The 22,413-nt window shown below is 67.9% G+C and carries 22 protein-coding genes and 2 tRNA genes; 8 read left to right on the top strand and 16 right to left on the bottom strand.

The window, feature by feature from the left end; all coding sequences use genetic code 11:
• Both ACFOM8_RS10145 and ACFOM8_RS10140 read left to right on the top strand, forming a co-directional pair.
• Positions 1 to 96 (top strand) — tRNA-Sec (locus tag ACFOM8_RS10145).
• A 17-nt stretch (positions 97 to 113) separates the two neighbouring features.
• Positions 114 to 500, top strand: coding sequence for a hypothetical protein (locus ACFOM8_RS10140; RefSeq protein ID WP_377761237.1), 387 nt, complete (start codon positions 114 to 116; stop codon positions 498 to 500).
• An 18-nt stretch (positions 501 to 518) separates the two neighbouring features.
• On the opposite strand, the gene ACFOM8_RS10135 is transcribed toward ACFOM8_RS10140, so the two are convergent.
• Positions 519 to 914: a hypothetical protein gene (locus ACFOM8_RS10135; RefSeq protein ID WP_377761236.1), complete on the bottom strand. Its 396-nt coding sequence runs from the start codon at positions 912 to 914 to the stop codon at positions 519 to 521.
• Between the two features lie 151 nt (positions 915 to 1,065).
• On the opposite strand from ACFOM8_RS10135, the gene tig reads away from it, so the two are divergent.
• The 3 genes from tig to ACFOM8_RS10120 all read left to right on the top strand — a co-directional run bounded on the left by tig (position 1,066) and on the right by ACFOM8_RS10120 (position 3,035).
• Positions 1,066 to 2,400: a trigger factor gene (gene tig / locus ACFOM8_RS10130; RefSeq protein ID WP_377761303.1), complete on the top strand. Its 1,335-nt coding sequence runs from the start codon at positions 1,066 to 1,068 to the stop codon at positions 2,398 to 2,400.
• 100 nt (positions 2,401 to 2,500) lie between these two features.
• Complete coding sequence (locus tag ACFOM8_RS10125; RefSeq protein WP_377761235.1) at positions 2,501 to 2,920, top strand: DUF1489 family protein; 420 nt, start codon at positions 2,501 to 2,503, stop codon at positions 2,918 to 2,920.
• Between the two features lie 41 nt (positions 2,921 to 2,961).
• Positions 2,962 to 3,035: transfer RNA gene (locus tag ACFOM8_RS10120), tRNA-Gly, on the top strand.
• A 58-nt stretch (positions 3,036 to 3,093) separates the two neighbouring features.
• Here ACFOM8_RS10120 and ACFOM8_RS10115 read toward each other — a convergent pair.
• From ACFOM8_RS10115 to ACFOM8_RS10070, 10 genes are all read right to left on the bottom strand, one after another.
• On the bottom strand, positions 3,094 to 3,267 hold the full coding sequence (locus ACFOM8_RS10115) for a hypothetical protein (protein WP_377761234.1): 174 nt from the start codon (positions 3,265 to 3,267) through the stop codon (positions 3,094 to 3,096).
• Between the two features lie 271 nt (positions 3,268 to 3,538).
• The gene (locus ACFOM8_RS10110; RefSeq protein WP_377761233.1) at positions 3,539 to 4,282 is read right to left on the bottom strand and encodes a MipA/OmpV family protein; all 744 of its coding nucleotides are present in this window, start codon (positions 4,280 to 4,282) and stop codon (positions 3,539 to 3,541) included.
• 125 nt (positions 4,283 to 4,407) lie between these two features.
• On the bottom strand, positions 4,408 to 6,255 hold the full coding sequence (locus ACFOM8_RS10105; RefSeq protein ID WP_377761232.1) for an ABC-F family ATP-binding cassette domain-containing protein: 1,848 nt from the start codon (positions 6,253 to 6,255) through the stop codon (positions 4,408 to 4,410).
• A 96-nt stretch (positions 6,256 to 6,351) separates the two neighbouring features.
• Positions 6,352 to 6,519, bottom strand: a complete 168-nt coding sequence (locus tag ACFOM8_RS10100; protein ID WP_377761231.1) for a hypothetical protein — start codon at positions 6,517 to 6,519, stop codon at positions 6,352 to 6,354.
• A gap of 258 nt (positions 6,520 to 6,777) precedes the next feature.
• Positions 6,778 to 7,812 (bottom strand): class II fructose-bisphosphate aldolase, encoded by a 1,035-nt coding sequence (fba, locus tag ACFOM8_RS10095; protein ID WP_377761230.1) that lies wholly within the window; start codon positions 7,810 to 7,812, stop codon positions 6,778 to 6,780.
• A 6-nt stretch (positions 7,813 to 7,818) separates the two neighbouring features.
• On the bottom strand, positions 7,819 to 8,799 hold the full coding sequence (locus ACFOM8_RS10090; protein ID WP_377761229.1) for a class 1 fructose-bisphosphatase: 981 nt from the start codon (positions 8,797 to 8,799) through the stop codon (positions 7,819 to 7,821).
• 1 nt (position 8,800) lies between these two features.
• Positions 8,801 to 9,262 (bottom strand): D-erythrulose-4-phosphate isomerase, encoded by a 462-nt coding sequence (derI, locus tag ACFOM8_RS10085; RefSeq protein ID WP_377761228.1) that lies wholly within the window; start codon positions 9,260 to 9,262, stop codon positions 8,801 to 8,803.
• Positions 9,263 to 9,326: 64 nt separating this feature from the next.
• Positions 9,327 to 9,809 carry a hypothetical protein gene (locus ACFOM8_RS10080; protein ID WP_377761227.1) on the bottom strand — a complete coding sequence of 161 codons (483 nt, stop codon included), beginning with the start codon at positions 9,807 to 9,809 and terminating at the stop codon, positions 9,327 to 9,329.
• Positions 9,810 to 9,819: 10 nt separating this feature from the next.
• Positions 9,820 to 10,581, bottom strand: coding sequence for a triose-phosphate isomerase (locus tag ACFOM8_RS10075; protein ID WP_377761226.1), 762 nt, complete (start codon positions 10,579 to 10,581; stop codon positions 9,820 to 9,822).
• 12 nt (positions 10,582 to 10,593) lie between these two features.
• Positions 10,594 to 11,415, bottom strand: a complete 822-nt coding sequence (locus ACFOM8_RS10070) for a DeoR/GlpR family DNA-binding transcription regulator (protein ID WP_377761225.1) — start codon at positions 11,413 to 11,415, stop codon at positions 10,594 to 10,596.
• Between the two features lie 88 nt (positions 11,416 to 11,503).
• Here ACFOM8_RS10070 and tkt point away from each other — a divergent pair, with 88 nt between their 5' ends.
• Positions 11,504 to 13,534 carry a transketolase gene (gene tkt / locus ACFOM8_RS10065; RefSeq protein WP_377761224.1) on the top strand — a complete coding sequence of 677 codons (2,031 nt, stop codon included), beginning with the start codon at positions 11,504 to 11,506 and terminating at the stop codon, positions 13,532 to 13,534.
• 111 nt (positions 13,535 to 13,645) lie between these two features.
• Here tkt and ACFOM8_RS10060 read toward each other — a convergent pair whose 3' ends face one another.
• From ACFOM8_RS10060 to ACFOM8_RS10040, 5 genes are read right to left on the bottom strand one after another with little or no spacing between them, the layout of a single operon-like run.
• Positions 13,646 to 14,596: a sugar-binding transcriptional regulator gene (locus ACFOM8_RS10060; RefSeq protein WP_377761223.1), complete on the bottom strand. Its 951-nt coding sequence runs from the start codon at positions 14,594 to 14,596 to the stop codon at positions 13,646 to 13,648.
• Positions 14,596 to 15,780, bottom strand: a complete 1,185-nt coding sequence (locus tag ACFOM8_RS10055) for an iron-containing alcohol dehydrogenase (protein WP_377761222.1) — start codon at positions 15,778 to 15,780, stop codon at positions 14,596 to 14,598. The genes ACFOM8_RS10060 and ACFOM8_RS10055 overlap by 1 nt, the downstream gene beginning before the upstream one ends.
• Entirely contained in the window at positions 15,780 to 16,712 is a 933-nt protein-coding gene (locus tag ACFOM8_RS10050; RefSeq protein WP_377761221.1) for a sugar phosphate isomerase/epimerase family protein, read from the bottom strand. Before ACFOM8_RS10050 ends, ACFOM8_RS10055 begins: the two co-directional genes overlap by 1 nt.
• Before the next feature lie 9 nt (positions 16,713 to 16,721).
• Positions 16,722 to 18,239 (bottom strand): glycerol-3-phosphate dehydrogenase, encoded by a 1,518-nt coding sequence (locus tag ACFOM8_RS10045; protein ID WP_377761220.1) that lies wholly within the window; start codon positions 18,237 to 18,239, stop codon positions 16,722 to 16,724.
• Entirely contained in the window at positions 18,236 to 19,807 is a 1,572-nt protein-coding gene (locus ACFOM8_RS10040) for an FGGY-family carbohydrate kinase (RefSeq protein ID WP_377761219.1), read from the bottom strand. Before ACFOM8_RS10040 ends, ACFOM8_RS10045 begins: the two co-directional genes overlap by 4 nt.
• 396 nt (positions 19,808 to 20,203) lie before the next feature.
• Between ACFOM8_RS10040 and ACFOM8_RS10035 the strand changes: the two genes are divergently transcribed.
• Together ACFOM8_RS10035 and ACFOM8_RS10030 are read left to right on the top strand one after the other, a co-directional pair.
• Complete coding sequence (locus ACFOM8_RS10035; protein ID WP_377761218.1) at positions 20,204 to 20,869, top strand: DUF2291 family protein; 666 nt, start codon at positions 20,204 to 20,206, stop codon at positions 20,867 to 20,869.
• The gene (locus ACFOM8_RS10030) at positions 20,866 to 22,398 is read left to right on the top strand and encodes a sugar ABC transporter ATP-binding protein (RefSeq protein ID WP_377761217.1); all 1,533 of its coding nucleotides are present in this window, start codon (positions 20,866 to 20,868) and stop codon (positions 22,396 to 22,398) included. Before ACFOM8_RS10035 ends, ACFOM8_RS10030 begins: the two co-directional genes overlap by 4 nt.
• Positions 22,399 to 22,413: the final 15 nt, after the last annotated feature.

The following is a 22,413-nucleotide window of genomic DNA, read 5'->3' as shown; positions in this document are numbered from 1 at the left end:
GGAAGGGAATCGTCCCCGGTGGGGCGGCCGGACTTCAACTCCGGTTGGGGCAGCGAGACTGTCCCGGGTGGGTTCGACTCCCATTCCCTTCCGCCACGATCCGAAGGCCAGCCATGAGCGACACCGATTTCGACGACTGGGTGCGGGCGACCTATGCCGAAACGGACGGATTCACCGTGCTGATCGTGCTGCTGGGCATCGAGGGCGGGCGCGTGGACCTGCTGAAATCCGCGCATCTGCATGTGATCGGGGACGAGATCCGCTGGCCGGACATGGCCGCCCATCTGGACGGATCCGGCGCGCCCTGGAACGGCGTCGTGATGTTCCGGGCCGGGCGCGAGGGGCTGGTGGCCGACGACATCGCCCGCGACCGGCTGGACCAGCTTGTCCGCGCCCTGAACGGCGACCGGACGCTGATCCGCGACGGGGAATTCTTCAACCGCGACGGGCTGCGCCTGCGGTTGGACGATGCCGAACCGCAGCCCCCGGTTCTGAACTGATCAGAAATCCTGAACCGATCAGCAATCCGGGGCGGCCTGCATCGCGGCAGGCTCGGCCCGGCCGGCCAGATCCAGCCCCCTTGCCGTGGGAGGCTGCCAGGTGGGCGAGGCCGGCACGGCCCCCTGCGCGTTCGTGCCGATCTGCGAACCGCCCGTGCCGCCGGTCCACCCGGTCGAGCCGGTGTTGTTGGGATCTGTCCCGCCCGCGCCCGGCTGCGGCCGAGTTGCGGGCTGCGCCACCGCGTCGGCTGTCGGACACGCGCCCTCGCCCGACTGGCCCTGCACCTCGGTCCGCGCGGCGGGCGCCTCGTTCACGGCGCGCGGCTGGTCGACGGCGGGAACCGGGGCGGTTTGCGCCCAGGCCGCACTGAACGCAAGAAGACTGGTGGCAAGGATGGCGCTGATACGGGTCATGGCGGGCCTGCGGCATGTGAAGGGACGGTCCGGCATCAACGCCCCGGCCCGCGCCGCAGTTCCGCTTGCAGCCGCGCGCCCCCGCGACTAGAAGGGCGGGAATTTTTCAGGCCGCCCCGGCTGTGGCGGCCCTTATGGCACGAGGACGATGATGCAGGTCAAGGAAACCCGGAACGAAGGTCTCAAGCGGGGCTACCAGTTCACCCTGCCGGCAGCCGATCTGGCCGCGACGGTCGATGCGAAGCTGAAGGAAGCGCAGCCCGAAGTCGAGATGAAGGGCTTTCGCAAGGGCAAGGTGCCGATGGCCATGCTGAAGAAGCAGTTCGGCCCGCGCATCCTGGGCGACGCCATGCAGGAAGCCATCGACGGCGCGCTGAAAAAGCACCTGGACGAATCCGGCGACCGCCCCGCGACCCAACCCAAGGTCGAGATGCAGAACGGCGAAAGCTGGAAGGAAGGCGACGACGTGGTTGTCAACGTCTCCTACGAGGCGCTGCCCCCGATCCCCGAGGTGGACCTGTCCAGCCTGACCCTGGAAAAGCTGACCGTGCCCGCCGAGGAGACCGCGATCAACGAGGCGCTCGAGAACCTGGCGAAATCCGCGCAGTCCTTCGAGGACCGCAAAAAGGGCAGCAAGGCCAAAAGCGGCGACCAGGTGGTGATCGACTTCAAGGGCTTTGTCGATGGCGAGGCCTTCGAGGGCGGCGCGGGCGAGGATTACCCGCTGGTTCTGGGCTCGAACAGCTTCATTCCCGGCTTCGAGGATCAGCTTGTCGGCGCCAAGGAAGGCGACAACGTGACCGTTTCCGTCAAGTTCCCCGAGGAATACGGCGCCCAGCACCTGGCGGGCAAGGAAGCCACCTTTGAATGCACCGTGAAGGCGGTGAAGGAACCCAAGGAAGCCGCCATCGACGACGAGCTGGCCAAGAAGTTCGGCGCCGAGGATCTGGAGGCTTTGAAAAAGCAGATCGCCGGCCGTCTGGAACAGGAATATGCCGGCGCCGCCCGCGCGATCCTGAAGCGGTCCCTGCTGGACCAGCTGGACGAGAAGGTGAAGTTCGACCTGCCCGAATCGCTGGTCGAGGCCGAGGCGCACCAGATCGCCCATCAGCTGTGGCACGAGGAAAACCCCGAGGTCCACGACCACAACCACGGCAGCATCGAGCCCACCGAGGAGCACAAGAAGCTGGCCGAGCGCCGCGTCCGCCTGGGCCTGTTGCTGGCCGAGATCGGCCAAAAGGCCGAAGTGACCGTCACCGACCAGGAGATGACCCAGGCCGTGCTGCGCGCCGCCCGCCAGTATCCCGGCCAGGAACGCGCCTTCTTCGAGTTCGTCCAGCAGAACCAGGCCGTGCAGCAGCAGCTGCGCGCCCCGATCTTCGAGGACAAGGTCGTCGATCACATCGCCGAGCAGGCCAAGGTCGAGGAAAAGACCGTCACCAAGGCAGAACTGGAGAAGGCCGTCGAGGCCCTGGACGAGCTCTGACCGTTCCCTTTCGCGCTTTGGAAAGGCCGCGCCGTTCCGCGCGGCCTTTTCCTTTTGCGGCGGCCTTGTGACGCCGCCGGGCACCCCTTATCTTGCGGCCATGTCAGCACAACTCCACCTTATGAAGCTTTGCGTGGGCGCCGAAGGCCCCGACGATCTGGCCGACTGGCAGCGCCGCTTCGGCGACGGACATGCCGTTCACGTCACCCGCATGTGGCCCAAGCGCGAGGAGGAACTGCTGACGGGCGGGTCGATCTTCTGGGTGTTCAAGGGCGTGATGCTGGCCCGCCAGCGGATCGTGCGGCTGGACGAACACCGCCACGACGACGGCATCCGCCGCTGCGCCCTGATCCTGGACCGCGACCTGATTTCCGTCACCGCCGTGCCCCGCCGGCCCTTCCAGGGCTGGCGCTATCTGGATGCGAAAGACGCCCCCGCCGACATGCCGCGCGGCCGCGCGGGCGACGCCGCCCTGCCGCCGCAGATGGCGGCGGCGCTGGCGGAAATGGGCCTGGTCTGACGCTTGACGCCGCGCGTCCCATGCGGTAGCGAAAGCCTCACGCGGGTGTAGCTCAATGGTAGAGCAGCAGCTTCCCAAGCTGAATACGAGGGTTCGATTCCCTTCACCCGCTCCAAACCTCGACACGCATGACTTTGTTCCTGTTGTCGGCAGCAAGGATCCTGGAACCAGGATCACAAGTCGCTTGCGATCGGGAAACCTGTCAGAGCCATCGACAAGGTGATCGGGATCCCCGAAGCGCAGCGATCGGGAACGCCGTTCCGGCAACGCAGCAAGTTCTCGGCATTGAGCCTGTTCGTTTCGGCGCGGAGCCGGTCCAGATCATCAGTGCCCGTCGCCATGCCCATGCCGGTTTATGCTATCAAGCCGCGCCGACATCTTGTCGAACAGACGATCCATACTGACCGTGCGGCCGTCCAGATCCGCCACGTCACGTCACGCCACGCCACGCCACGCCACGCCACGCCACGCCACGAAACAGTCGTTCCCGCGTGCGACCTCGTCCATAGCCATGACCTCCCGCCCCGCTTGCACGGGACATGTTCCTGATCCAAGGGCAATGCGCCGATGCAAAAGGCCGCGGTTCCCGCCGCGGCCCTTTTCGCGAACTCTGCGCGATCAGAACCCGAACGAGAACCTGCGCACGATGCCCAGCTTCAGCGAGGGCTGGTATTCGTCCTGCACGACCGGGCTGTCCGCCGCGTCGCCGATCAGCTTGCCGTATTCGACCTCGCCCAAGACGGCGAGGTTTTCGGTCAGGGCATAGCGCGCCTCGAAGGTGATCGAGGCCTTGTTGAAGCCGCCGCCGATGTCGTAGGCGGGGCGGCGGGGAAGGGCCTCGGCCGGGTCGACGCCGAAATAGGTGTCGTTGTAATCGCCGTTGCCATAACCCAGCGACAGGCCCGACCACAGCGACACCCGGTCCGACAGGTCGGTGCGGTACTTGGCCCCGATCTCTCCGGTCACGCCCTCGTGGCCGTCGAACCCCCTGCGGACCGATCCGAAGGCCGTCAACGGGCCGGTGCCGTAGCTGACCCTCAACCCCAGTTCGTAGGCGCGGTCGATGTTCTCCATCCCCGCCAGGTCGCCGTTGTCCGACGCCTCGCGTTCGCCCACCGTGTTGAAGGACGGGGAAATCGCGAAGCCTTCGCTTTCATTGGTTCCCGGCGTGCCGAAGCCCGCGTTGCGCCAGATCAGCCAGGGCCCCGCCTCGGCATCGTCGGAACCCGGATAATCGGGGCCCACATCCACGCCGACCCCCAGATCGACCGAGAATTCGCGGCCAGCAAAGCCGAAATCCTGCGCATGGGCACCCGTGGCAGCGGATGCGGCAAGAACGGCAAGGGCCAGCATGTGTTTCATGGTCGGATCCTTCAGGGAGGGTCGGCGGGATGTCCCCGCTTCCTAGGGTCGAATCGTCGATCCGCACAAGGCGCGACGCGCCGTCCCGCCGTCATCATTGCCGGGGCGGCGCATTTGGGCAACAGCTATCCGCGCTCGGCCCCGTCCAGGTTTTCAAGCGCGGCCATCCACAGATCCTCGGCCCGCGCCATGGCCTGCACCGCCTCGGCGCGCTTGGCGGACCACCGCTTCGCCTCGTGCGGGTCGTTGTAAAGCATCGGGTCGGCCAGCTTCACGTCCAGCTTTTCCAGCATGTCCGTCAGCTTCTGGACGCGCTCCTCGGCCCGGCGGACCTCGGCGCGGAGCGCCAGCAGCTCGTCGCGGGGGGCGCGCTTCGGGGCGGCCTTGGGCCTTTCCTCGACCGCCTTCGGCTCGTCCCCGCCCAGCAGGAAGCGGCGGTAATCGTCCAGGTCGCCGTCGTAAGGGGCCACCGCGCCGTCCTTGACCAGCCACAGCCGGTCCGCGACCAGCGCCAGCAGGTGCATGTCGTGGCTGACCAGCACCACCGCGCCGGTATAGTCGTTCAGCGCCTCGGTCAGCGCCTCGCGGGATTCGATGTCCAGGTGGTTGGTCGGTTCGTCCAGAATCAGCAGGTGCGGCGCGTCGATGGTGGCGATCAGCAGCGACAGCCGGGCCTTCTGCCCGCCGGAAAGCTGGCCCACCTTTGTCTCGGCCTGCGCCTCCATCAGGCCAAAGCCGGCCAGCCGGGCGCGCAGCCTGGCCTGGCCCTCGTCCGGGCGCAGGCGGCGGACATGGGTCAGCGGCGTTTCCGCCAGGTCCAGTTCGTCCACCTGATGCTGCGCGAAATAGCCGATGCGCAGTCTGGACGAGCGGGTCAGCCTGCCTTCCATCGCGGGCAGGCGTTCGGCCAGGAGCTTCGAAAGCGTGGATTTTCCCTGGCCGTTCCGGCCCAGCAGCGCGATCCGGTCGTCCTGGTCGATGCGCAGCGACAGCTTGCGCAGCACCGCGCGCCCGTCATAGCCGACGCCGACCCCCTCCATCGCGATGATGGGGGGCGACAGTTCCTCGGGCTGCGGAAAGCCGAAGCGGTGGAACTTGGCTTCCTCGGGGGCGGTGATCGGATCCATCTTGGCCAGCATCTTGACCCGGGCCTGCGCCTGGCGGGCTTTGGAGGCCTTGGCCCGGAAGCGGTCCACGAAGCTTTGCAGATGCGCGCGGCGGTCGGCCTGCTTCTTCGCCTCGGCGGCCTGCAAGGCGCGGCGTTCGGCCCGCATCCGGGCAAAGTCGTCATAGCCGCCGGTATAAAGCACCAGCTTGCGGTTCTCGAGATGCAGGATATGGCCCACCGCGCGGTTCAGCAGGTCGCGGTCGTGGCTGATGATGATAACCGTGTGCGGATAGCGCGCCAGATAGGTTTCCAGCCACAGCGCGCCTTCCAGGTCCAGATAGTTGGTCGGTTCGTCCAACAGCAGCAGGTCGGGCTGCGCGAACAGCACCCCCGCCAGCGCCACCCGCATCCGCCAGCCGCCGGAAAAGTCGGCCGTCGGCCGCATCTGGTCCGCCGTCGAGAAGCCCAGGCCGTCCAGGATCGAGGCCGCCCGCGCCTCGGCCGACCAGGCGTCGATGTCGGCCAGCCGGGTTTGGATTTCGGCGATGCGGTGGGGGTCGGTGGCGGTGTGGCTTTCCGCCAGCAGGGCGGCGCGTTCCGTGTCGGCGGCCAGCACGGTGTCCAGGACCGAACTGTCGGTGGCAGCCGACTCCTGCGCGACGCCGCCGATGCGGGCGCGGGAAGGCAGGCCGATATCCCCGCCGTCAAGGCTGAGTTCGCCCCGGATCAGGCGGAACAGCGTGGTCTTGCCCGCGCCGTTGGGACCGACCAGGCCGACCTTGTGGCCTTCGGGAATGGTGGCCGAGGCCCCCTCGAACAAGGGGCGGCCCTGGATGGAATACGAGATGTCGTCGATGCGCAGCATGGACGCGGCATGGCCGATGCGGACCGTGGCGTCAAGCGGGCATGGACCGCCCGTCCCCGGGCGCCCTGGCCGATCGTCAGGGGCGCCGCCGGGGCGTCAGTCCGCCGGTTCCGCCATGCCTTCGGTCGCCTGGGTCGGGGTCACCCCCTGCTCGGCCGCCGCCTCGGCCGCGGTTTCCGTGGTGTCCCGTCCCGACAGCACCATAAAGGCGACCATGAGAAGAAAGCCCGCCGGGATCAGGGCGTAAAGCAGCGAGCGAGGCATGCCACGGCTGGGTTTGGGTTCCTGGACCATTCGGCACTCCCTTGTCAGATGCATGTAGAACAACAGCCAAGGGGCGCAGAAGTTTCAGGGGACGGGACTCTTGTCCGCAAGGACGCCGCCGCGGCGGGACTGCCTTGCAGGGTTGATGCCCGAACCGCGCGATGTCCCGGGGGCCCGATCCGGCCCGACACGATGGGCGGCCGATGAAAAGGGGCCCCGCCGGGTGGCGAGGCCCCTTCCCTTCCTTGTCCCCCGGGATCAGTAGCGCGAGGCCATCACCGACAACGGCAGCGGGACGATCTTGTCGGCGTTGCCCGCCGTGCCGAAGGCCTCGAAGCGGTCCTTGCAGACCTGGCTCATCATCTGCATCGCGGGCTTGAGATACTTGCGCGGATCGAATTCGGAGGGTTCTTCCGAAAACACCTTGCGGATGGCGGCGGTCATCGCCAGGCGGTTGTCGGTGTCGATGTTGACCTTGCGCACGCCGTGCTTGATGCCGCGCTGGATCTCCTCGACCGGGACGCCCCAGGTGGGCTTGATGTCGCCGCCATAGCTGTTGATGATCTGTTGCAGATCCTCGGGGACCGAGGACGAGCCGTGCATCACCAGGTGAGTGTTGGGCAGGCGGGTGTGGATTTCCTCGATCACGTGCATCGCCAGGATGTCGCCGTCGGGCTTGCGCGAGAACTTGTAGGCGCCGTGCGAGGTGCCCATGGCGATCGCCAGCGCGTCCACGCCGGTGTCGTTCACGAAACGCACGGCCTCGTCCGGGTCGGTCAGAAGCTGGTCGTGGCCCAGTTGTTCCGTCGCGCCGTGGCCGTCCTCCTGGTCGCCCATGCCGGTTTCCAGCGAACCCAGGACGCCCAGCTCTCCCTCGACCGACACGCCGCAGGCATGGGCCATTTCGACCACCTTGGCGGTCACGTCGCGGTTGTAGTCGTAATCGGCGGGGGTCTTGCCGTCGGCCTTGAGGCTGCCGTCCATCATCACGCTGGTGAAGCCGTTCTGGATGGCGGTGGCGCAGGTCGCCAGCCCGTTGCCGTGGTCCAGGTGCATGCACAGCGGGATGTCGGGGAAGGCCTTGGCGAACCCCTGGATCAGCCCCGCCAGCACCAGGTCGTTGGCATAGGCCCGCGCGCCCCGGCTGGCTTGCAGGATCACCGGCGATTTCGTCGCCGCTGCTGCGGTCATGATCGCCAGACCCTGCTCCATGTTGTTGATGTTGAAGGCGGGAACCGCGTAGCCGTTCTCGGCCGCGTGGTCGAGAAGCTGGCGCAGGGTGATCATAGCCATGGGGTCTTATCCTTTGCTGGGTTCGGCCAGATAGCCGAGGATCGTCTCGACCTCGTCCTTAGCGCCGAATATCAGGGGCGTCATGTCGTGTACCGCTAACGGTTTGCGATAACGGATGGGCTGCGCGCCGTCCGACGCAAGGCCGCCCGCCTGTTCGACCAGAAAGGCGATGGGCATGGCCTCGTAGACCAGCCGCAGCTTGCCGTTGCCGTATCCGGGGCGGCGGTCGGCGGGATACAGGAACGCGCCCCCGTTCAGCAGGATGCGGTGCAATTCGCCCACCGCGGCGGCCAGCCAGCGCATGTTGTAGTTCTTGCCCAGCGGCCCGTCGCGGCCCGCGCGCAGGTCGGCGACCCAGCGTTGCAGCCCCGGTTCCCAGTGGCGTTCGTTCGACGCGTTGTAGGCGATGGTGGAGGCGGCGGGCTTCAGCGCGACGTTCTCGCGCACCATGCGGAACTCGCCCGCCTCGGCGTCCCAGCCGGCGATATGGGTGCCGTCGCCCAGCGACCAGCCGAAATCCATCGAATGGCCGAAGGAGGCATAGCCCGCCGCCACCACGCTTTCGCCGGTGCGCAGAAAGCCTTCGGGCGCGGCGGGCATGATGGAAAACAGCATCCCCAAGGGCGCGCCGATGCCGATGCTGCCGGACCCGTCGATGGGGTCCATCGCCACGTCCCATGCGCCGCCCGGGTTGAGTTCGATCACCGCCTCGGCTTCCTCGGACAGCACCCGGCGCACGCCCGCGCGGCGCAGCACGGCGATCATGTGGTGATGCGCGCCGACATCCAACGCCTTCTGCTTGTCGCCGGTGTCGTTGACGCCCACGATCTGGGTCGGATCGCCGTGCAGGCGGCCCGCGCCCAGGCGTTCCATCAGCGGCGGCTGCGCCTCGGCGATGGCGCGGACGATGGCGGCGGGGCCGTCGCCGGTCAGCACTTGGGACAAAAGGCGGCCCGTGGCCGGGCCGTCGTTCGGCAGTTTCAGCATGTCAGGCCTTGTTGTATTTCGCATCAACCGCGTCGATGGCGTCCACGTTGCCCGCCGACTTGCCCGCCTTGTCGAAGTTTTCCGTCTCGGCCAGCCACTTGTCGGCGATGGCCTTGGCCAGTTCCGGGCCGATCACGCGGGCGCCCATGGTGATGATCTGCGCGTCGTTCGACAGCGCGGCGCGTTCGGCGGAATAGGTGTCGTGGGTCAGCGCGGCGCGGATGCCCGGCACCTTGTTGGCCGCGATGCAGACGCCGATGCCGGTGCCGCAAACCAGGATTGCGCGGTCATAGGTGCCGTCCTTGACCTGGCTTGCCACCCGGTCGGACAGATTGGCATAGAAGGCGTCGGGGCCTTCGTCGGTGCGGCTGATTTCCGCGACCTGGTGCTTGTCCTTCAGGTGGTCGGCCAGGATCTTGGCCAGACCTTCGCCCGCGCTGTCGCCTGCGATCGCCAGTTTCATGATGTTCTCCTTATCACACCGTTGTTGTCGTTCAATTGCCGGATTCCCCTTGATCAACCGCTTCTTAGATCGCGGTCTGACTTTCGGTATCCGCCTCATCCTTGAATTTTTCGATGAATTCATAAATCCTCACTGCCGCTTCCTCGCCAGGACCGGTCAGTATGACAACTTGGTCAGATACGCTGCTTCGATAAACATCTCCGGCGCAGTCGGTTATTTCCTCGACTGCTTCACCATCTTGCCGAAGCCTTACGAACAAGCCGGCTTCTCCAAGGAAACTCTTCGGTTCCAAAGCCCTTATGTTATCCCGTCTCAAGGTCTTGACAGTTTTGGCCGTTTGGTTGGGGGAATAACACGGTCTGTCAAGAACCTCGACTATCTTCAGAAGTTCGCCCGAATGTTCCAGCCTGATCCGGTTGATGCCGTCCCGAAGATCATAGGACAGGTCAAGACTGCGCCGTTCGAGAGTATCCGAAACAGAGATTTCAGGAGCCGCTGCCGCAAGAAGCAGAAGGAATGCCTTTACCGAAATCGCGCGGTACTTCATAGCATCACGGTCAAATCTCGTTTGCGCAACGCGCCAGGATGTCGAGATAGCCGTCCACGGTCCAGGCGGAGCGGCCGATGAACAGCCCGTCGATATGCGGGCACTGGATCAGTTCTTCGCAGTTGCCCGGATTGACCGAGCCGCCGTAAAGGCAGGGCACGCGGCGCCCCAGGATGTTCTGCGCCACCGCGATGATCTCGGCCTGCCGCGCGTCGGCATAATCCGCCGTCGCGGGGATCCCGTTGACCCCGATGGCCCAGACGGGTTCATAGGCCAGCAGGATCGGGGCGTTCCTTTGGTCCTGGGACAGCTTCGACAGCGCGCCGCGCACCTGGGTTTCCAGCACGTCCTGGGCGCGGCCCGCCTCTCGCTCGGCCAGCGTCTCGCCGATGCAGATCAGCGGGATCAACCCGTGGCGGACGGCGGCGGCGGTCTTGAGGCCCACGGTCTCGTCCGTTTCGCCGAAATGCTCGCGGCGTTCGGAATGGCCCAGTTCCACGATGTCGAGGTTGCAGTCGCGCAGCATGACCGGGGACACTTCGCCCGTCCAGGCGCCCTCGTCCGCCCAGTGCATGTTCTGCGCGCCGACCTTGACCGATGTGTCCGCCAGCCACTCCTTGACCTGCCGCACGGCGGTGAAGGGCGGGATCACGAACCGCTGGATGCGCGGGTCGCGGTCCTTGTCCGCGGTGGCCAGCCCTTCGGCGAAGATGCGCGCCTCGGCCAGCGTCTTGTTCATCTTCCAGCTTGTGCCGATCCAGAAATCGCTCATGTCAGTCCCCAATCAGTCTCGTGCGATTGTCAGCCGCAGCCCGGCCCGGTCGATCGCGGCGCGATCGGCGGGCGCGGGCGCGGCGTCGGTGATGATGGCGTCGAAGTCGCCCAGGTCCGCCAGCGCGTGCAGCGCGGACCGGCCGAAGCGCGCATGGTTGACCAGCAGCACGGCCCGGTCGGCCGCAGCCATCATCGCGCGCTTGGCGCGGACCGCCGCGTCGTCCATGTGGAACGCCCGCAGCCCGGCGACGGCAGGGGTCGAGATGAAGGCCAGATCCGCCCGCAGCCGCGACAGCGCGTCCTCGGTCACGACCCCGAAGAAGCCGTTGAACTTGGCGCTGTAGGTGCCGCCAAGGGCGATCAGCGTCACGCGGGGGGCGTCCTTCAGACGCTCGATCACGGCGGCGTTGTTGGTGATGACCGTCAGCGGCGCCTTGTCGGTCAGGCTGGCCCCCAGCAGCGCGGCCATGGACCCGTCGTTGACCATCACCGTCATGCCGGGTTCGACCATCTCCAGCGCGGCCCGGGCCATGCGGGTCTTGGCGTCGCCGTCCTGCAACGCGCGGATGCGGAAGTCGCTTTCGAACTGCGTCCCGGCCTCGATGGTGGCGCCGCCGCGCACCTTGCGCAGCAGGCCCGCCTGCTCCAGGTCGTCGAGATCCCGGTGGATGGTCATGCGCGACACGGCGAAACGGTCGGCCAGATCGTCCAGATCCACGGCGCGCGCCCCGACCAGAAGATCCATGATCGCCTGCCTGCGTTCCTCGCGCTTCACTTGGTCCTCCTCGGTTGCCACGGTTTGTAACACCTCCGGCAGAAATCGCAACATCATTTCTGTGACATTGTTACGGCGTTTTGTGATTATCGTTGTGATCCGCGCCGCGCCGCGCTATGGACCCCCAAACCCGCCGGAGGACCACATGCCGCTCGATTCGCCCAAAGACCCCAAGATCGCCGCCAAGGCCGACCTGGATCCGCAGAACTTCGCACTGGCCAACTGCATCCGCGCGCTGTCCATCGACGCGGTGAACGCGGCGAATTCGGGCCATCCGGGCGCGCCCATGGGCATGGCGGATGCGGCCACCGTGCTGTTCCGCAACCACCTGAAGTTCGACGCCAAGAACCCCGACTGGCCGGACCGCGACCGCTTCGTGCTGTCGAACGGCCATGCCTCCATGCTGCTCTACAGCCTGCTGCACCTGACCGGCTACGAGGACATGACGCTGGAGCAGGTGAAGAACTTCCGCCAGTGGGGCTCGATCACGGCGGGCCACCCGGAATACGGCCACGCCAAGGGGATCGAGACGACGACCGGCCCGCTGGGCCAGGGCATCGCCACCGCCGTCGGCATGGCGCTGGCGGAACGCCGTCTGGCGGCCGAGTTCGGCGACGATCTGGTCGATCATCACACCTATGTCTTCGTGGGCGACGGCTGCTTGCAGGAAGGCATCGGGCAAGAGGCGATCAGCCTTGCGGGCCATCTGGGTCTGGGCAAGATGATCGTGCTTTACGACGACAACGACATCACCATCGACGGCCCGACCTCGATCAGCTTTTCCGAGGATGTCCCGGCCCGCTTCCAGGCCTGCGGCTGGCATGTCCAGAAATGCGACGGCCATGACGGCAAGGCGCTGGATGCAGCCATCGCGGCGGCCAAGGCGGAAACGGGCAAGCCCTCGCTGATCGCCATGAAGACGGTGATCGGCTTTGGCTCGCCCAACAAGGCGGGCACCTATTCGGTCCACGGCTCGCCCTTGGGCAAGGACGAGGCCGCGCTGACCCGCGAGGCCATCGGCTGGCCGCACGATCCCTTTGTCATCCCCGAGGAACTGCTGTCCGAATGGCGCCGGATCGGCGCGCGCGGCGCCGCCGACCGCGAAGCCTGGGAAGCGCGCCTTGCCGCGAAATCGGCCGAGGTCCGGGACGAGTTCAACCGCCGCCAGGCGGGCGAGCTGCCCGAGGGCTACGAGGCCGCGCTGAAGGCCGCGCGCGACGCGCTGTTTGCGGAACCCAAGAAGGCCGCGACCCGCAAGGCCAGCCAGATGGCGCTGGAGCCGCTGACCGCCGCCCTGCCCGAGATGATCGGCGGGTCCGCCGACCTGACCGGATCGAACCTGACCCGCGTCAAGGCCGTGGACAGCCAGTACACCCGCGAGGCGCCCGGCCGCTATATCGGCTATGGCGTGCGCGAGTTCGGCATGGCTGCTGCGATGAACGGCATCAACCTGCATGGCGGCTTTATCGCCTATGGCGGCACGTTCCTGGTATTTTCCGACTATGCCCGCAACGCGATCCGGCTGTCGGCGCTGATGGGGGTCGGCACGATCTTCGTGATGACCCACGACAGCATCGGGTTGGGCGAGGACGGCCCCACCCACCAGCCGATCGAGCATCTGGCCTCGCTGCGCGCCATCCCGAACCTGACGGTGCTGCGCCCCGCCGACACGGTGGAAACGCTGGAAGCCTGGGACATCGCGATCCGCAACCGCCATGTGCCGTCCTTGCTGGCCTTGTCGCGCCAGGACGTGCCGCAACTGCGGACCGAGGCAGGCGACGAGAACCTGACCGCCAAGGGCGCCTATGTGATCCGGCAGTTCGGGGAAGGCCGCGACGTGACCCTGATCGCCACGGGAACCGAGGTGCAGCTGGCCGTGCAGGCCGCCGAGGCGCTGCACGCCGACGGCCTGAACGTCGCCGTGGTGTCGATGCCCTCGTGGGAGCTGTTCGATGCCCAGCCTGATGATTACCGCAAGGCCACGCTGGGCGACGCGCCGCGCATCGCCGTCGAGGCCGCCGGCAAGTTCGGCTGGACGCGCTATGTCGCATCCGAGGACGACGTGATCGGCATGAACGGCTTTGGCGCATCCGCGCCCATCGACCGGCTGTACCAGGAGTTCGGGATCACCACCGACGCCATCGTCGCGCGAGCCAAGGCGCTGACGGGGAAATGAAACGGCTGGTGCGTTCTTTCACGCACCGTCCGGCCCGCAGGGTGGGGCTTTGCCCCACCTTTTTTCATGCCGGCGCCCGTGGCGGGGCGGAAGCCCGTCCTGCGCCGCCGTTCAGTCCGCCAGAGCCTGCGCGGTGGCCTCGTCCGTGATCAGGCCTTGCAGCCGCCCGCTGTTCAATGCCGCGCGGACCGCCTCGATCTTGTCGGCGCCGCCCGCGATCAGCACCAGGCGGCTGTCCCCCGGTTCGTCCAGCGATGCCGAGAGGGTGCGCGCCGTCAGGGTCGTGTCCAGCACCCGGCCCTTGGCGTCGAAGAAATGGCCCATCATCTCGCCCACCCCGCCCGCGGCGCGGATTTCGTCGATTTCCCGCGGCTCGATCATGCCCGAGGCGACCAGCTGCGCGCCGGGATCCACCGTGCCCATGCCCACGAATTTCAGATCCGCGCCGTTGGCCAGGTCGAAGATCTCGCGCACGCCCGGCTGGGCCAGCAGCACCGCGCGATCGCCTTCGGAATTGGCGAAGAACGGCACCGGCATCACATAGGCCTGCGCGCCGGTCTTTTCGGCCAGGCGGTGCATCACGTCGTGGCGGTTGGCCGAATAGTTGCGCGTCAACCCCCCCAAGAGCGACACGAAGCGCGTGCCGTTCGCGTCGAAGCGCGGCAATTCCCGGACCGCCGCCGCCAGGGTGCGCCCGTGGCCCAGGCCGATGACCTTGTGTTCGCCGCGCTCGATTTCCCGGCGCAGGAAGCTGGCCCCGGCCAGGCCCAGGGCGCGAAAGGGGATGCCGTCCTCGCCCAGGTCGGGGGCGACCTCGCAGAAGGCCAGGCCGTAGCGCCCGCACAACCGATCCTCCAGCACGGCGCATTCCACGATGGTGCCGTCGATGCTGACCTTGACGACGCCTTCGGCCACGGCGCGGGCGATCAGCCGGTGCGCCTTGACTCCGGTGACGCCCAGCCGTTTCGCGACCGCCGCCTGCGTCATGCCGCCCGCGTAATGCAGCCAGGCCGCGCGGATGGCGAGGCTTTCCTCGGGGTCGATTCCGCCGCGCCGCGCCATCAGCCCGCGTCCTCCATGATGCGCCGCAGGTCGCTTGCCGTCAGCGCGGCGGGGTTGGCCTTCATGGAGGACGAACCGGCGGCGGCCTCGGCTGCGGCGGCCTGCGCCTCGGGTCCGACGCCCAGGGCCGAAAGGGCGGGCAGGCCCGCGCGGTGGGACCAGTCGGCCAGGGCGCGCGCGGCCTCGGGCATCGAGGCATGGGGCGTGTCGAAGGCCGCGCCGATCCAGCGGGCGATCTGGTCGAGACGCTCGATCGTGGAGGGGTCGGTCGCGGCGCGGCGGTTCGCCCCCAGAACATGGGGCAGCAGCGCGCCGCAGATCGCCCCGTGCGGCGCGCCGGTCAGCCCGCCCAGCGGCCCGGCCAGGCCGTGAACCGCGCCAAGGCCCGCATTGGCAAGCGCCAGCCCGCCGCACAGGGAAACAAGGGCCATGTCGTCGCGCGCGGCGGGATCGTTTCGCACGTTTCCCGTGGAATGGGGTTCCGCGCCGCCGTTTTCCATCAACCGCCGCAGCGCCGCCAGCCCGCGCGGGATCGCGTCGCGGCACAGGGCGTCGGTCAGGGGATTGGCGCGGGTGCAGACGTAAGGCTCGATCACCTGCGTGATGGCGTCCAGCCCCGAGGCAAGCGTCACCGCGCGCGGGCAGCCGTCGGTCAGCGCCGGATCGACGATGGCCAGGCGCGGCAGCATCCGGGCGTCGCGCAGGCTGACCTTTCGGCGGTGTTCGGGAACGCCGATCACAGCGTTGCGCGTCGCCTCGGCCCCCGTGCCCGCGGTGGTCGGGATGGCGACAAAGGGCAGGGGCGGGTTGTCCAGCGGCAGGCCCCGCCCCACGACCTCCAGGTGATCCAGCAAGGGCCGGGTCGCGGGAACAAGCCCCGCGATGGCCTTGCCCGCGTCCATCACCGCGCCGCCGCCCAACGCCACCACCGCCTGGGCGTCCCCGGCCGTGTCCACGCCTTCCTCGATCAGCGCCACGTCCGGCTCTCGCGGAACGGAAAAGCCCGTCACCGCGCAGCCCTGCCCCGCCAGCGCATCGGCCAGCCAGACCGCCCGCCCGGCGTCGCGGCCATAGACCAGCAGCACCCGCCGGCCCAGTTCCGCCACACGCCCGGCGGCCGCCGAGGATTGGCCCCTGCCGAACAGGATCCCGGCGGCCGTGGCGAAGGCGAAGGGCGGAACCATCAGACGCGCAGGCCGCTTGCGCCGCTGTCGATATGCGGCGCCCAGAAGGCCACGCTTTCGGCGATCTGGGCGATCACCTGGCGGTCGTTCGGCTCGCGCTCCTTGAAGGACAGCTCCAGGCAGATCTCGTTGTCCACGGCCCCGCCTTCGGCAAGGGCGGCCAGCAGCGGCTCGGGCTGGACGCGGCCCTTGGCGTTGTATTCGGCGGTGAAGGGACGGTGGCCCCCCTTGTCCATCATCGACTGCTTGATGTGGATGATGGGCGAAACCCCCGGCACCGCGCGCGCCCAGGCGTAAGGGTCGGTGTCGTCGGGATTGGGGCTTGTCACGTCGCCATGGTCGATGTCGGCCATCATCCACATGGGCACCGCCATGTTTGCCGCCGTCAGCCGGTCCTGCAAGTCCATGCAGGCGGCGATGGTTTCGCCGAACTCGCGCCCCACGCTCATGGGTTCCCAGAAGACATAGGACAGGCCCGCCGCCTTGGCATGGTCCGCGACCTCGGCCCAGCAGTCGATGGCGGCGCGGATCAGATCCTCGCGCCGCCGCGGGTCGTCGTAGTCGCGATAGGTGAAGATCGCGAACTGCGTGCCGACCGACTGCCCGCCCAGGTCGCCGATGATGTCGGCGAAAGTCTTGAACCAATCGACATAGTATCGCCGCACGTCGCGATCCGGGTGGCCGAAGTGGTTGAGCCGCCCGTAAGGCCCGGTCATGCCGCTGGTCACGCGCACGCCCGTGCGCTCCAGCGCCGCCCCCATCTGCCGCGTCAGGCGGCGGATCACCGGGGCGGGCCAGGACGGGTTGATGAATTCGTGCGTCAGTTGCAGGTCGCGGATCGCCAGGTCGCGCGCCACCGTGTCGATCAGGTCGTCGGGATCGGCGAAGCGGTTGACCAGCGGGTTGGTGTTCAGCGAAAGCGTCAGGGGCATGGTGTTTCCTTACGCGGCCCGGGCCAGGTCGGACCGGGTGAACCAGTCGGCAAAGGCCTGCTGTTCGGCAGAGGTCAGGTGCAGGTAATGCTTGGTGCGGCGCATCAGGATGTCCTCGGGCGTTTGCGCCCATTCCCTTGCCGCCAGATAGCGGGCCTCGGCTTCGTAAAGGGTGCCGCCGAAGTGGCGGCCCAGGCCGTCCAGGTTCATCGCGCCGGCGACCACGTCCTTGGTCCGCGCGCCGTAAAGGCGGGCGTAGTGCACGACCAGCGGGCGCGGCATCCAGGGGTGCAACTCGCGCAGCAGGTTCAGGAAGGATTCGAAATCGGCGTTGGCGATCTCTCCGCCCGGCAGGGGGGCCTCGGCCGTCCAGTCGCCGCCCATCCCGGGAAAGATGTCCTTCAGCTTGTGCATCCCGCGTTCGGCCAGTTCGCGGAAGGTGGTGATCTTACCGCCGAAGATGTTGAGAAGCGGCGCGCCGCCGTTCGTGTCCAGGTCGAAGACGTAATCGCGCGTCACCGCCGACGGGTTGCCCTTGCCGTCGTCAAACAGCGGGCGGACGCCGGAAAAGGCGTGCAGCACGTCCGAGTGGCGCAGCTTTTCCTTGAAGTACCGGTTCACGGCGGCCAGCAGATAGTCGATCTCGTCCCGGGCCACGGCCACGTCCTCGGCCCGGCCCTCGTAGGCCACGTCGGTGGTGCCGATCAGCGCCTTGTCGCCCTCGTAGGGGTTGATGAAGATCACCCGCTTGTCGGTGTTCTGCACCAGATAGGCATGGCTGCCCGACCACCATTTCGGGACAATGATGTGGCTGCCCTTGACCAGCCGCACGTTGCGGGTCGAATTGGATCCCGCCACGTTGTTGATGATGTCGCTGACCCACGGCCCCGCGCAGTTGACGATGCAGCGGGCGCGGAAGGTGCGGATCTCTCCGGTCGCAGTGCTGCGGGTCTGGACGGTCCAGGCGCCGTTTTCGCGGCGCGCGGAAATGCAGGGGCTGCGGGTCAGCACGGTGGCGCCCTTTTCGGCGGCGCCCACGGCGTTCAGCACGACAAGGCGGGCGTCGTCCACCCAGCAGTCGCTGTATTCGAAGCCCTTGTGGTATCGGTCCAGGATCGGCGCGCCCTCGGGGTCGCGGCGCAGGTCCAGGGTGCGGGTGCCGGGCAGTTTCTTTCTGCCGCCCAGGTGGTCGTAAAGGAACAGGCCCAGCCGGACCAGCCAGGCGGGACGGTCCTGCGGCGAATGGGGCAGCACGAAGCGCATCGGCCAGATGATGTGCGGGGCGGCGGCCAGCAGCACCTCGCGTTCGATCAGCGCCTCGCGGACCAGGCGGAATTCGTAGTATTCGAGGTAGCGCAGGCCCCCGTGGACCAGCTTGCCCGACCGGGACGAAGTGCCCTGCGCCAGGTCGTCCTTTTCGCACAAGACGACCTTGAGGCCCCGGCCCGCCGCATCGCGGGCCACGCCCGCGCCGTTGATGCCGCCGCCAATGACGAAAAGGTCGATGGTGTCGGGTTCAGGGGTCATCCGTGTTGTCCTTTCAGGGATCGGGCCGCGGCCAGCGCGTCCCAGGCGGGCGGCAGGGCCCCGCGCGAGGCGGCGAAGGCGGGAAACAGCGCGTCATAGGCGGCGACAAGCGTGGGGTCCGGCCGTTCGGCCTGGCCCAGCAGCGGCGTCACCCATTCGGCGATGCAGGATTCCATGTCCGGGTAGGCGCCGATGGCGACGGCGGCCATCATCGCGGCGCCCGCCGCGCCCGCCTCGTCGCGGCCGGACACGCGGACGGGGGCGTTCAGGCTGGCCCCCAGGATGCCGCGCAGGCCCCGCGACCGCGCCGCGCCGCCGGTCAGGCGCAACTCGGCGGGCAACGGCCCCATGGCGGCGTAGCAGTCGCGCATGGCCATGCCCAGGCCCTCGGCCACGGCGCGGAGGAGGTCAGGGTAGCGGTGTCCCGCCGACAGGCCGACAAAGCCCGCCCGCGCGTCGGCATTGACGAACGGCCCGCGTTCGCCCGCGTCCGAGATGTAGGGGTGATACACGATCTGGCCGGGGCGCGACTGCGCCAGCCAGCCCTCGATATGGGCGACCAGATCGCGATGGGTCACGGCATGGCCCATGTCGGACAGGACGCCCGCCGCCAGCCCCAGCACCCAGTCGAGGTTCAGCGTCGCCGCCATGTTGGTCTGCACCTGCGTGACGATGCCGGGGATCGGCAGACAGATGACATAGCCGGTGCCCTCGGCGTTCAGACGCACGTTTTCCGCCCGCACCGCCCGCAGGTGGACCCCGGTGGATCCCACCGTCGAGCAGGCCACGTCGCCCCCGGCCCCGCCATAGACCCCCGCGCCAAGCGCGGTCATCACCATGTCCACATAGCCCAGGCTGACCGGCGTTCCCGCCAGCAGTCCGGTCTGGCGCGCGGCGTCGGCCGTCAGAGGATGCGTGACCTGCGCGCCGTCGATGATCGGCGGCAGCAGGTTGCGGCGATGGGTCAGGCCAAGCGCCCCGATCACCGCGTCGTCGTATCGGCGGGTGCGGAAGTCGCCAAAGGTGAAGCTGGCTTCCGACGGGTCGGTCGCCCGCACGCCGGTCAGGTTCAGATACAGCCAGTCCTTGCAATGCAGCGCGACCTCGGCCCCGTCCAGCAGGCCGGGCGCGTGGGCGTCCATATGGGCCATCTGCGCGCCCTGCTGGCAGGTGTTCAGCCCGGTGCCCGTCGCCTCGAACCGGGCGCGGTCCGCCGCGCCGTCCGCCAGCCGCGCCACCGTCGGCGCGGCGCGGGCGTCCAGCCACAGCCAGGCATCGCCCACCGGGCCGTCGCGGCCGACCAGCCACGTCCCGTCCCCCTGCGCCGTCACCGCCAGCGCCGCCGTGCGGCTTGCCAGCCCGTCCACCTTGGCGCCAAGCCCGCGCAAGGCGGCGGCGCAATCGTCCCAGGTCTGGCGCAGCGATTGCGTGGCCGATCCGTCCGCGCCATGATGATAGCGGTTGGGCACCGACGCCGCCGCAATCTGCCGCCCGCCTCCGTCGAATGCCACCGCCTTGACAACCGAGGTGCCCGCGTCGATGCCGATCAGGATGTCACGGCCCGACATGATCAAGGCCCCCGCGCAACAGGCCGAATGGGTCGGCAGTCATTCCAAATCCCTCCCGCGCGGGTCCGTCGCAGGACAGCGCCCCGTCCGTAGCCCCGTCCAAGGCCCCGCCCGAAATCCATACACGAAAGAACAGGCATCGTGAATGCATTTTTTTGCAGACACAGAAATTAATTTCAGATAAGGTCGGGTTCAAGAGCAGGGATTGCCGGAGGAGGCACCCTGCCCGTCCAGCCGTCGCGACGCAAGGTCGCAGCCGGGCGACAGGAACGCAAAGGGGGGGATCGGACATGCCCGGCAAGCAGGCCGCAAAGGCGCGGCACCAGCGCAAAACGGCGTGCGGCGGCGCATGGCCCGGCACCCGCTGACCCCACCAGACATGCAGGGCCTTTATCCATGACGCAAAGCATCGCCCCAACTTCTTCTGCGCCCAAGGCCCCCGGGCCGTCGCGGCGCGGGCTGCTGATCGGCGCCGCGGTTGCCGTTCTTCTGGTCGGCGCCATCGCGCTGGACACCACCGTGGTTCCCATCGGCTCCGAAGGGGATCTCCGCGCCCAGGCCTTTTCCCCCGATGCCTACGGCCAGGCGGAATTTCCGCGCATTCAGGCCCTGGTCAAGGAACGGGCCGTGGACGCCGCGACCCTTGCGTCCGCCGTGCTGGCCGACAAGGACGCGGCGGCCGAGCAATACGGCACCCCTTCCTCGACCGGCGCGATCATGTTCGTGACGCTGACCGGCGTGGCGGGGGAACCCCGATCGGGCGTTTATCCGCTGACGGTCGAGGGCGTGCCCGCCGACATCACCGTGCGCGTCCAGACCGGCCCCGCGATCAACGGCACCGATCTGCGCGACGCGCCGGGCGACATCGCCTTCGGCAGCTTCAAGAACCAGATCGAATACCAGGACGCCGGGTCCGGCATCAACCGCGCCATGAAGGCCGCCGTGCTGGACGGGATCGACACCGCCAGCCTGACCGGCAAGACCGTCACCGTTACCGGCGCCTTCCGCCTGATCAACCCCCGGAACTGGATGATCACCCCCGTCGAGGTCGCCGTCCAATGAGCCGGCAAACCCAAGGCGGATCCGACGCCCGCGAAGTGGTGCTGGCCGCGCGCAACGTCGCCAAGTCCTATGGCAGCGTCCATGCGCTGAAGGGGGTGAACTTCGACATCCATCGCGGCCAGGTCACGACCCTGTTCGGCGAAAACGGCGCCGGCAAATCGACGCTGATGAAGATCCTGTCGGGCGTGATCCAGCCGACCAGCGGCCAGATCGTCCTGGACGGCCGGCCGGTCGTCTTCGCCAACGCCAACGAGGCCCGCGACCGGGGCATTTCCATCATCCACCAGGAACTGTCGCTCGCCCCCAACCTGTCGGTGCGCGACAACATCTTCATGGGGCGCGAACTGCGCGGCCCGATGGGCGTGGACTTCGCCGAGGAGGAACGCCAGGTCCGCGCCCTGATGGAGGAGCTGGAGGAGGAGATCGACCCCCTCACCCCCGTCGAGGAACTGCGGCTGGGCCAGCAGCAGATCGTCGAGATCGCCCGCGCCCTGTCCGTGGACAGCCGCATCCTGATCATGGACGAACCCACCAGCGCGCTGTCGGCCAGCGAGGTCGAGGTGCTGTTCAAGGTCATCCGCGACCTGACCGCCAAGGGCGTCAGCATCGTCTATATCTCGCATCACCTGGAAGAAGCCCTGACCATCACCGACCACGCGGTCGTGCTGCGCGACGGGACGATGACGGCCTATGCGCCGCGCGCGGACATCGACCTCGACTGGATCGTGCGCAACATGGTGGGCGAGAACTACGACCTGGGCAGTCCGCCCGACAGCGACAAGCGCGGGGTCGCGCTGTCGATCCGCAATCTGTCGGTGCCGGACGCCACCGGCAAGGATCTGGTGCGCGACCTGTCCCTGGACCTGCGCGCGGGCGAGATCGTCTGCATCTACGGCCTGATGGGCGCGGGGCGCACGGAACTGCTGGAAACCTGCGCGGGCCGCCTGCGCGCCTCGGGCGGCGAGATCGTGCTGGAGGGGCAGGAGATCAGCCATCTGTCCATCGCCGAACGCATCGCCCGCGGCCTGGCCCTGGTCCCCGAGGACCGGCAGCGCGACGGACTGGTCCAGACCATGAGCGTGGGCCAGAACCTGTCGCTGGCATCCATCCGCAACTTCACGCGCGGGCTGTTCACCAGCAGCCGGGCCGAAAGAACGCTGATCGAGGACAGCATCCGCAGCGTCACGGTCAAGACCTCGGGCGGGGGGGCGCCCATCGGATCGTTGTCGGGCGGCAACCAGCAGAAGGTCGTGATCGGCAAGATGCTGGCGACCAGGCCCAAGGTGATCATGCTGGACGAACCCTCGCGCGGCATCGACATCGGCGCCAAGGCCGAGGTGTTCCGCCTGCTGGCCGAGGGCGCGCGCCAGGGATTGGCCGTTCTTTATTCCACGTCCGAGGTCAGCGAATGCCTGTCCATCGCGCATCGGATCATCGTCATGCACAAGGGCCGCATCTCGGCCGAATTCGATTCCACCGTCACCAAGGAAAAGATCATGGCCGCCTCGGGCGAGTCCGTGGCTGCCTGATGGGCCGTTGAGCGA

The organism is Paracoccus angustae (genome assembly GCF_042648745.1).
Taxonomy (GTDB): Bacteria; Pseudomonadota; Alphaproteobacteria; order Rhodobacterales; family Rhodobacteraceae; genus Paracoccus; species Paracoccus angustae.
The sequence above is the reverse complement of the archived record's forward strand: the minus strand, read 5'-3'. Positions and strand labels throughout refer to the sequence as shown.

Excerpts from the sequence above, each read along its gene's own strand:
- ACFOM8_RS10140 (WP_377761237.1), top strand. The coding sequence starts at position 114 with ATGAGCGACACCGATTTCGACGACTGGGTGCGGGCGACCTATGCCGAA.
- ACFOM8_RS10135 (WP_377761236.1), bottom strand. The coding sequence starts at position 914 with ATGACCCGTATCAGCGCCATCCTTGCCACCAGTCTTCTTGCGTTCAGT.
- tig (WP_377761303.1), top strand. The coding sequence starts at position 1,066 with ATGCAGGTCAAGGAAACCCGGAACGAAGGTCTCAAGCGGGGCTACCAG.
- ACFOM8_RS10125 (WP_377761235.1), top strand. The coding sequence starts at position 2,501 with ATGTCAGCACAACTCCACCTTATGAAGCTTTGCGTGGGCGCCGAAGGC.
- ACFOM8_RS10115 (WP_377761234.1), bottom strand. The coding sequence starts at position 3,267 with ATGGGCATGGCGACGGGCACTGATGATCTGGACCGGCTCCGCGCCGAA.
- ACFOM8_RS10110 (WP_377761233.1), bottom strand. The coding sequence starts at position 4,282 with ATGAAACACATGCTGGCCCTTGCCGTTCTTGCCGCATCCGCTGCCACG.
- ACFOM8_RS10105 (WP_377761232.1), bottom strand. The coding sequence starts at position 6,255 with ATGCTGCGCATCGACGACATCTCGTATTCCATCCAGGGCCGCCCCTTG.
- ACFOM8_RS10100 (WP_377761231.1), bottom strand. The coding sequence starts at position 6,519 with ATGCCTCGCTCGCTGCTTTACGCCCTGATCCCGGCGGGCTTTCTTCTC.
- fba (WP_377761230.1), bottom strand. The coding sequence starts at position 7,812 with ATGGCTATGATCACCCTGCGCCAGCTTCTCGACCACGCGGCCGAGAAC.
- ACFOM8_RS10090 (WP_377761229.1), bottom strand. The coding sequence starts at position 8,799 with ATGCTGAAACTGCCGAACGACGGCCCGGCCACGGGCCGCCTTTTGTCC.
- derI (WP_377761228.1), bottom strand. The coding sequence starts at position 9,262 with ATGAAACTGGCGATCGCAGGCGACAGCGCGGGCGAAGGTCTGGCCAAG.
- ACFOM8_RS10080 (WP_377761227.1), bottom strand. The coding sequence starts at position 9,809 with ATGAAGTACCGCGCGATTTCGGTAAAGGCATTCCTTCTGCTTCTTGCG.
- ACFOM8_RS10075 (WP_377761226.1), bottom strand. The coding sequence starts at position 10,581 with ATGAGCGATTTCTGGATCGGCACAAGCTGGAAGATGAACAAGACGCTG.
- ACFOM8_RS10070 (WP_377761225.1), bottom strand. The coding sequence starts at position 11,415 with ATGATGTTGCGATTTCTGCCGGAGGTGTTACAAACCGTGGCAACCGAG.
- tkt (WP_377761224.1), top strand. The coding sequence starts at position 11,504 with ATGCCGCTCGATTCGCCCAAAGACCCCAAGATCGCCGCCAAGGCCGAC.
- ACFOM8_RS10060 (WP_377761223.1), bottom strand. The coding sequence starts at position 14,596 with ATGGCGCGGCGCGGCGGAATCGACCCCGAGGAAAGCCTCGCCATCCGC.
- ACFOM8_RS10055 (WP_377761222.1), bottom strand. The coding sequence starts at position 15,780 with ATGGTTCCGCCCTTCGCCTTCGCCACGGCCGCCGGGATCCTGTTCGGC.
- ACFOM8_RS10050 (WP_377761221.1), bottom strand. The coding sequence starts at position 16,712 with ATGCCCCTGACGCTTTCGCTGAACACCAACCCGCTGGTCAACCGCTTC.
- ACFOM8_RS10045 (WP_377761220.1), bottom strand. The coding sequence starts at position 18,239 with ATGACCCCTGAACCCGACACCATCGACCTTTTCGTCATTGGCGGCGGC.
- ACFOM8_RS10040 (WP_377761219.1), bottom strand. The coding sequence starts at position 19,807 with ATGTCGGGCCGTGACATCCTGATCGGCATCGACGCGGGCACCTCGGTT.
- ACFOM8_RS10035 (WP_377761218.1), top strand. The coding sequence starts at position 20,204 with ATGACGCAAAGCATCGCCCCAACTTCTTCTGCGCCCAAGGCCCCCGGG.
- ACFOM8_RS10030 (WP_377761217.1), top strand. The coding sequence starts at position 20,866 with ATGAGCCGGCAAACCCAAGGCGGATCCGACGCCCGCGAAGTGGTGCTG.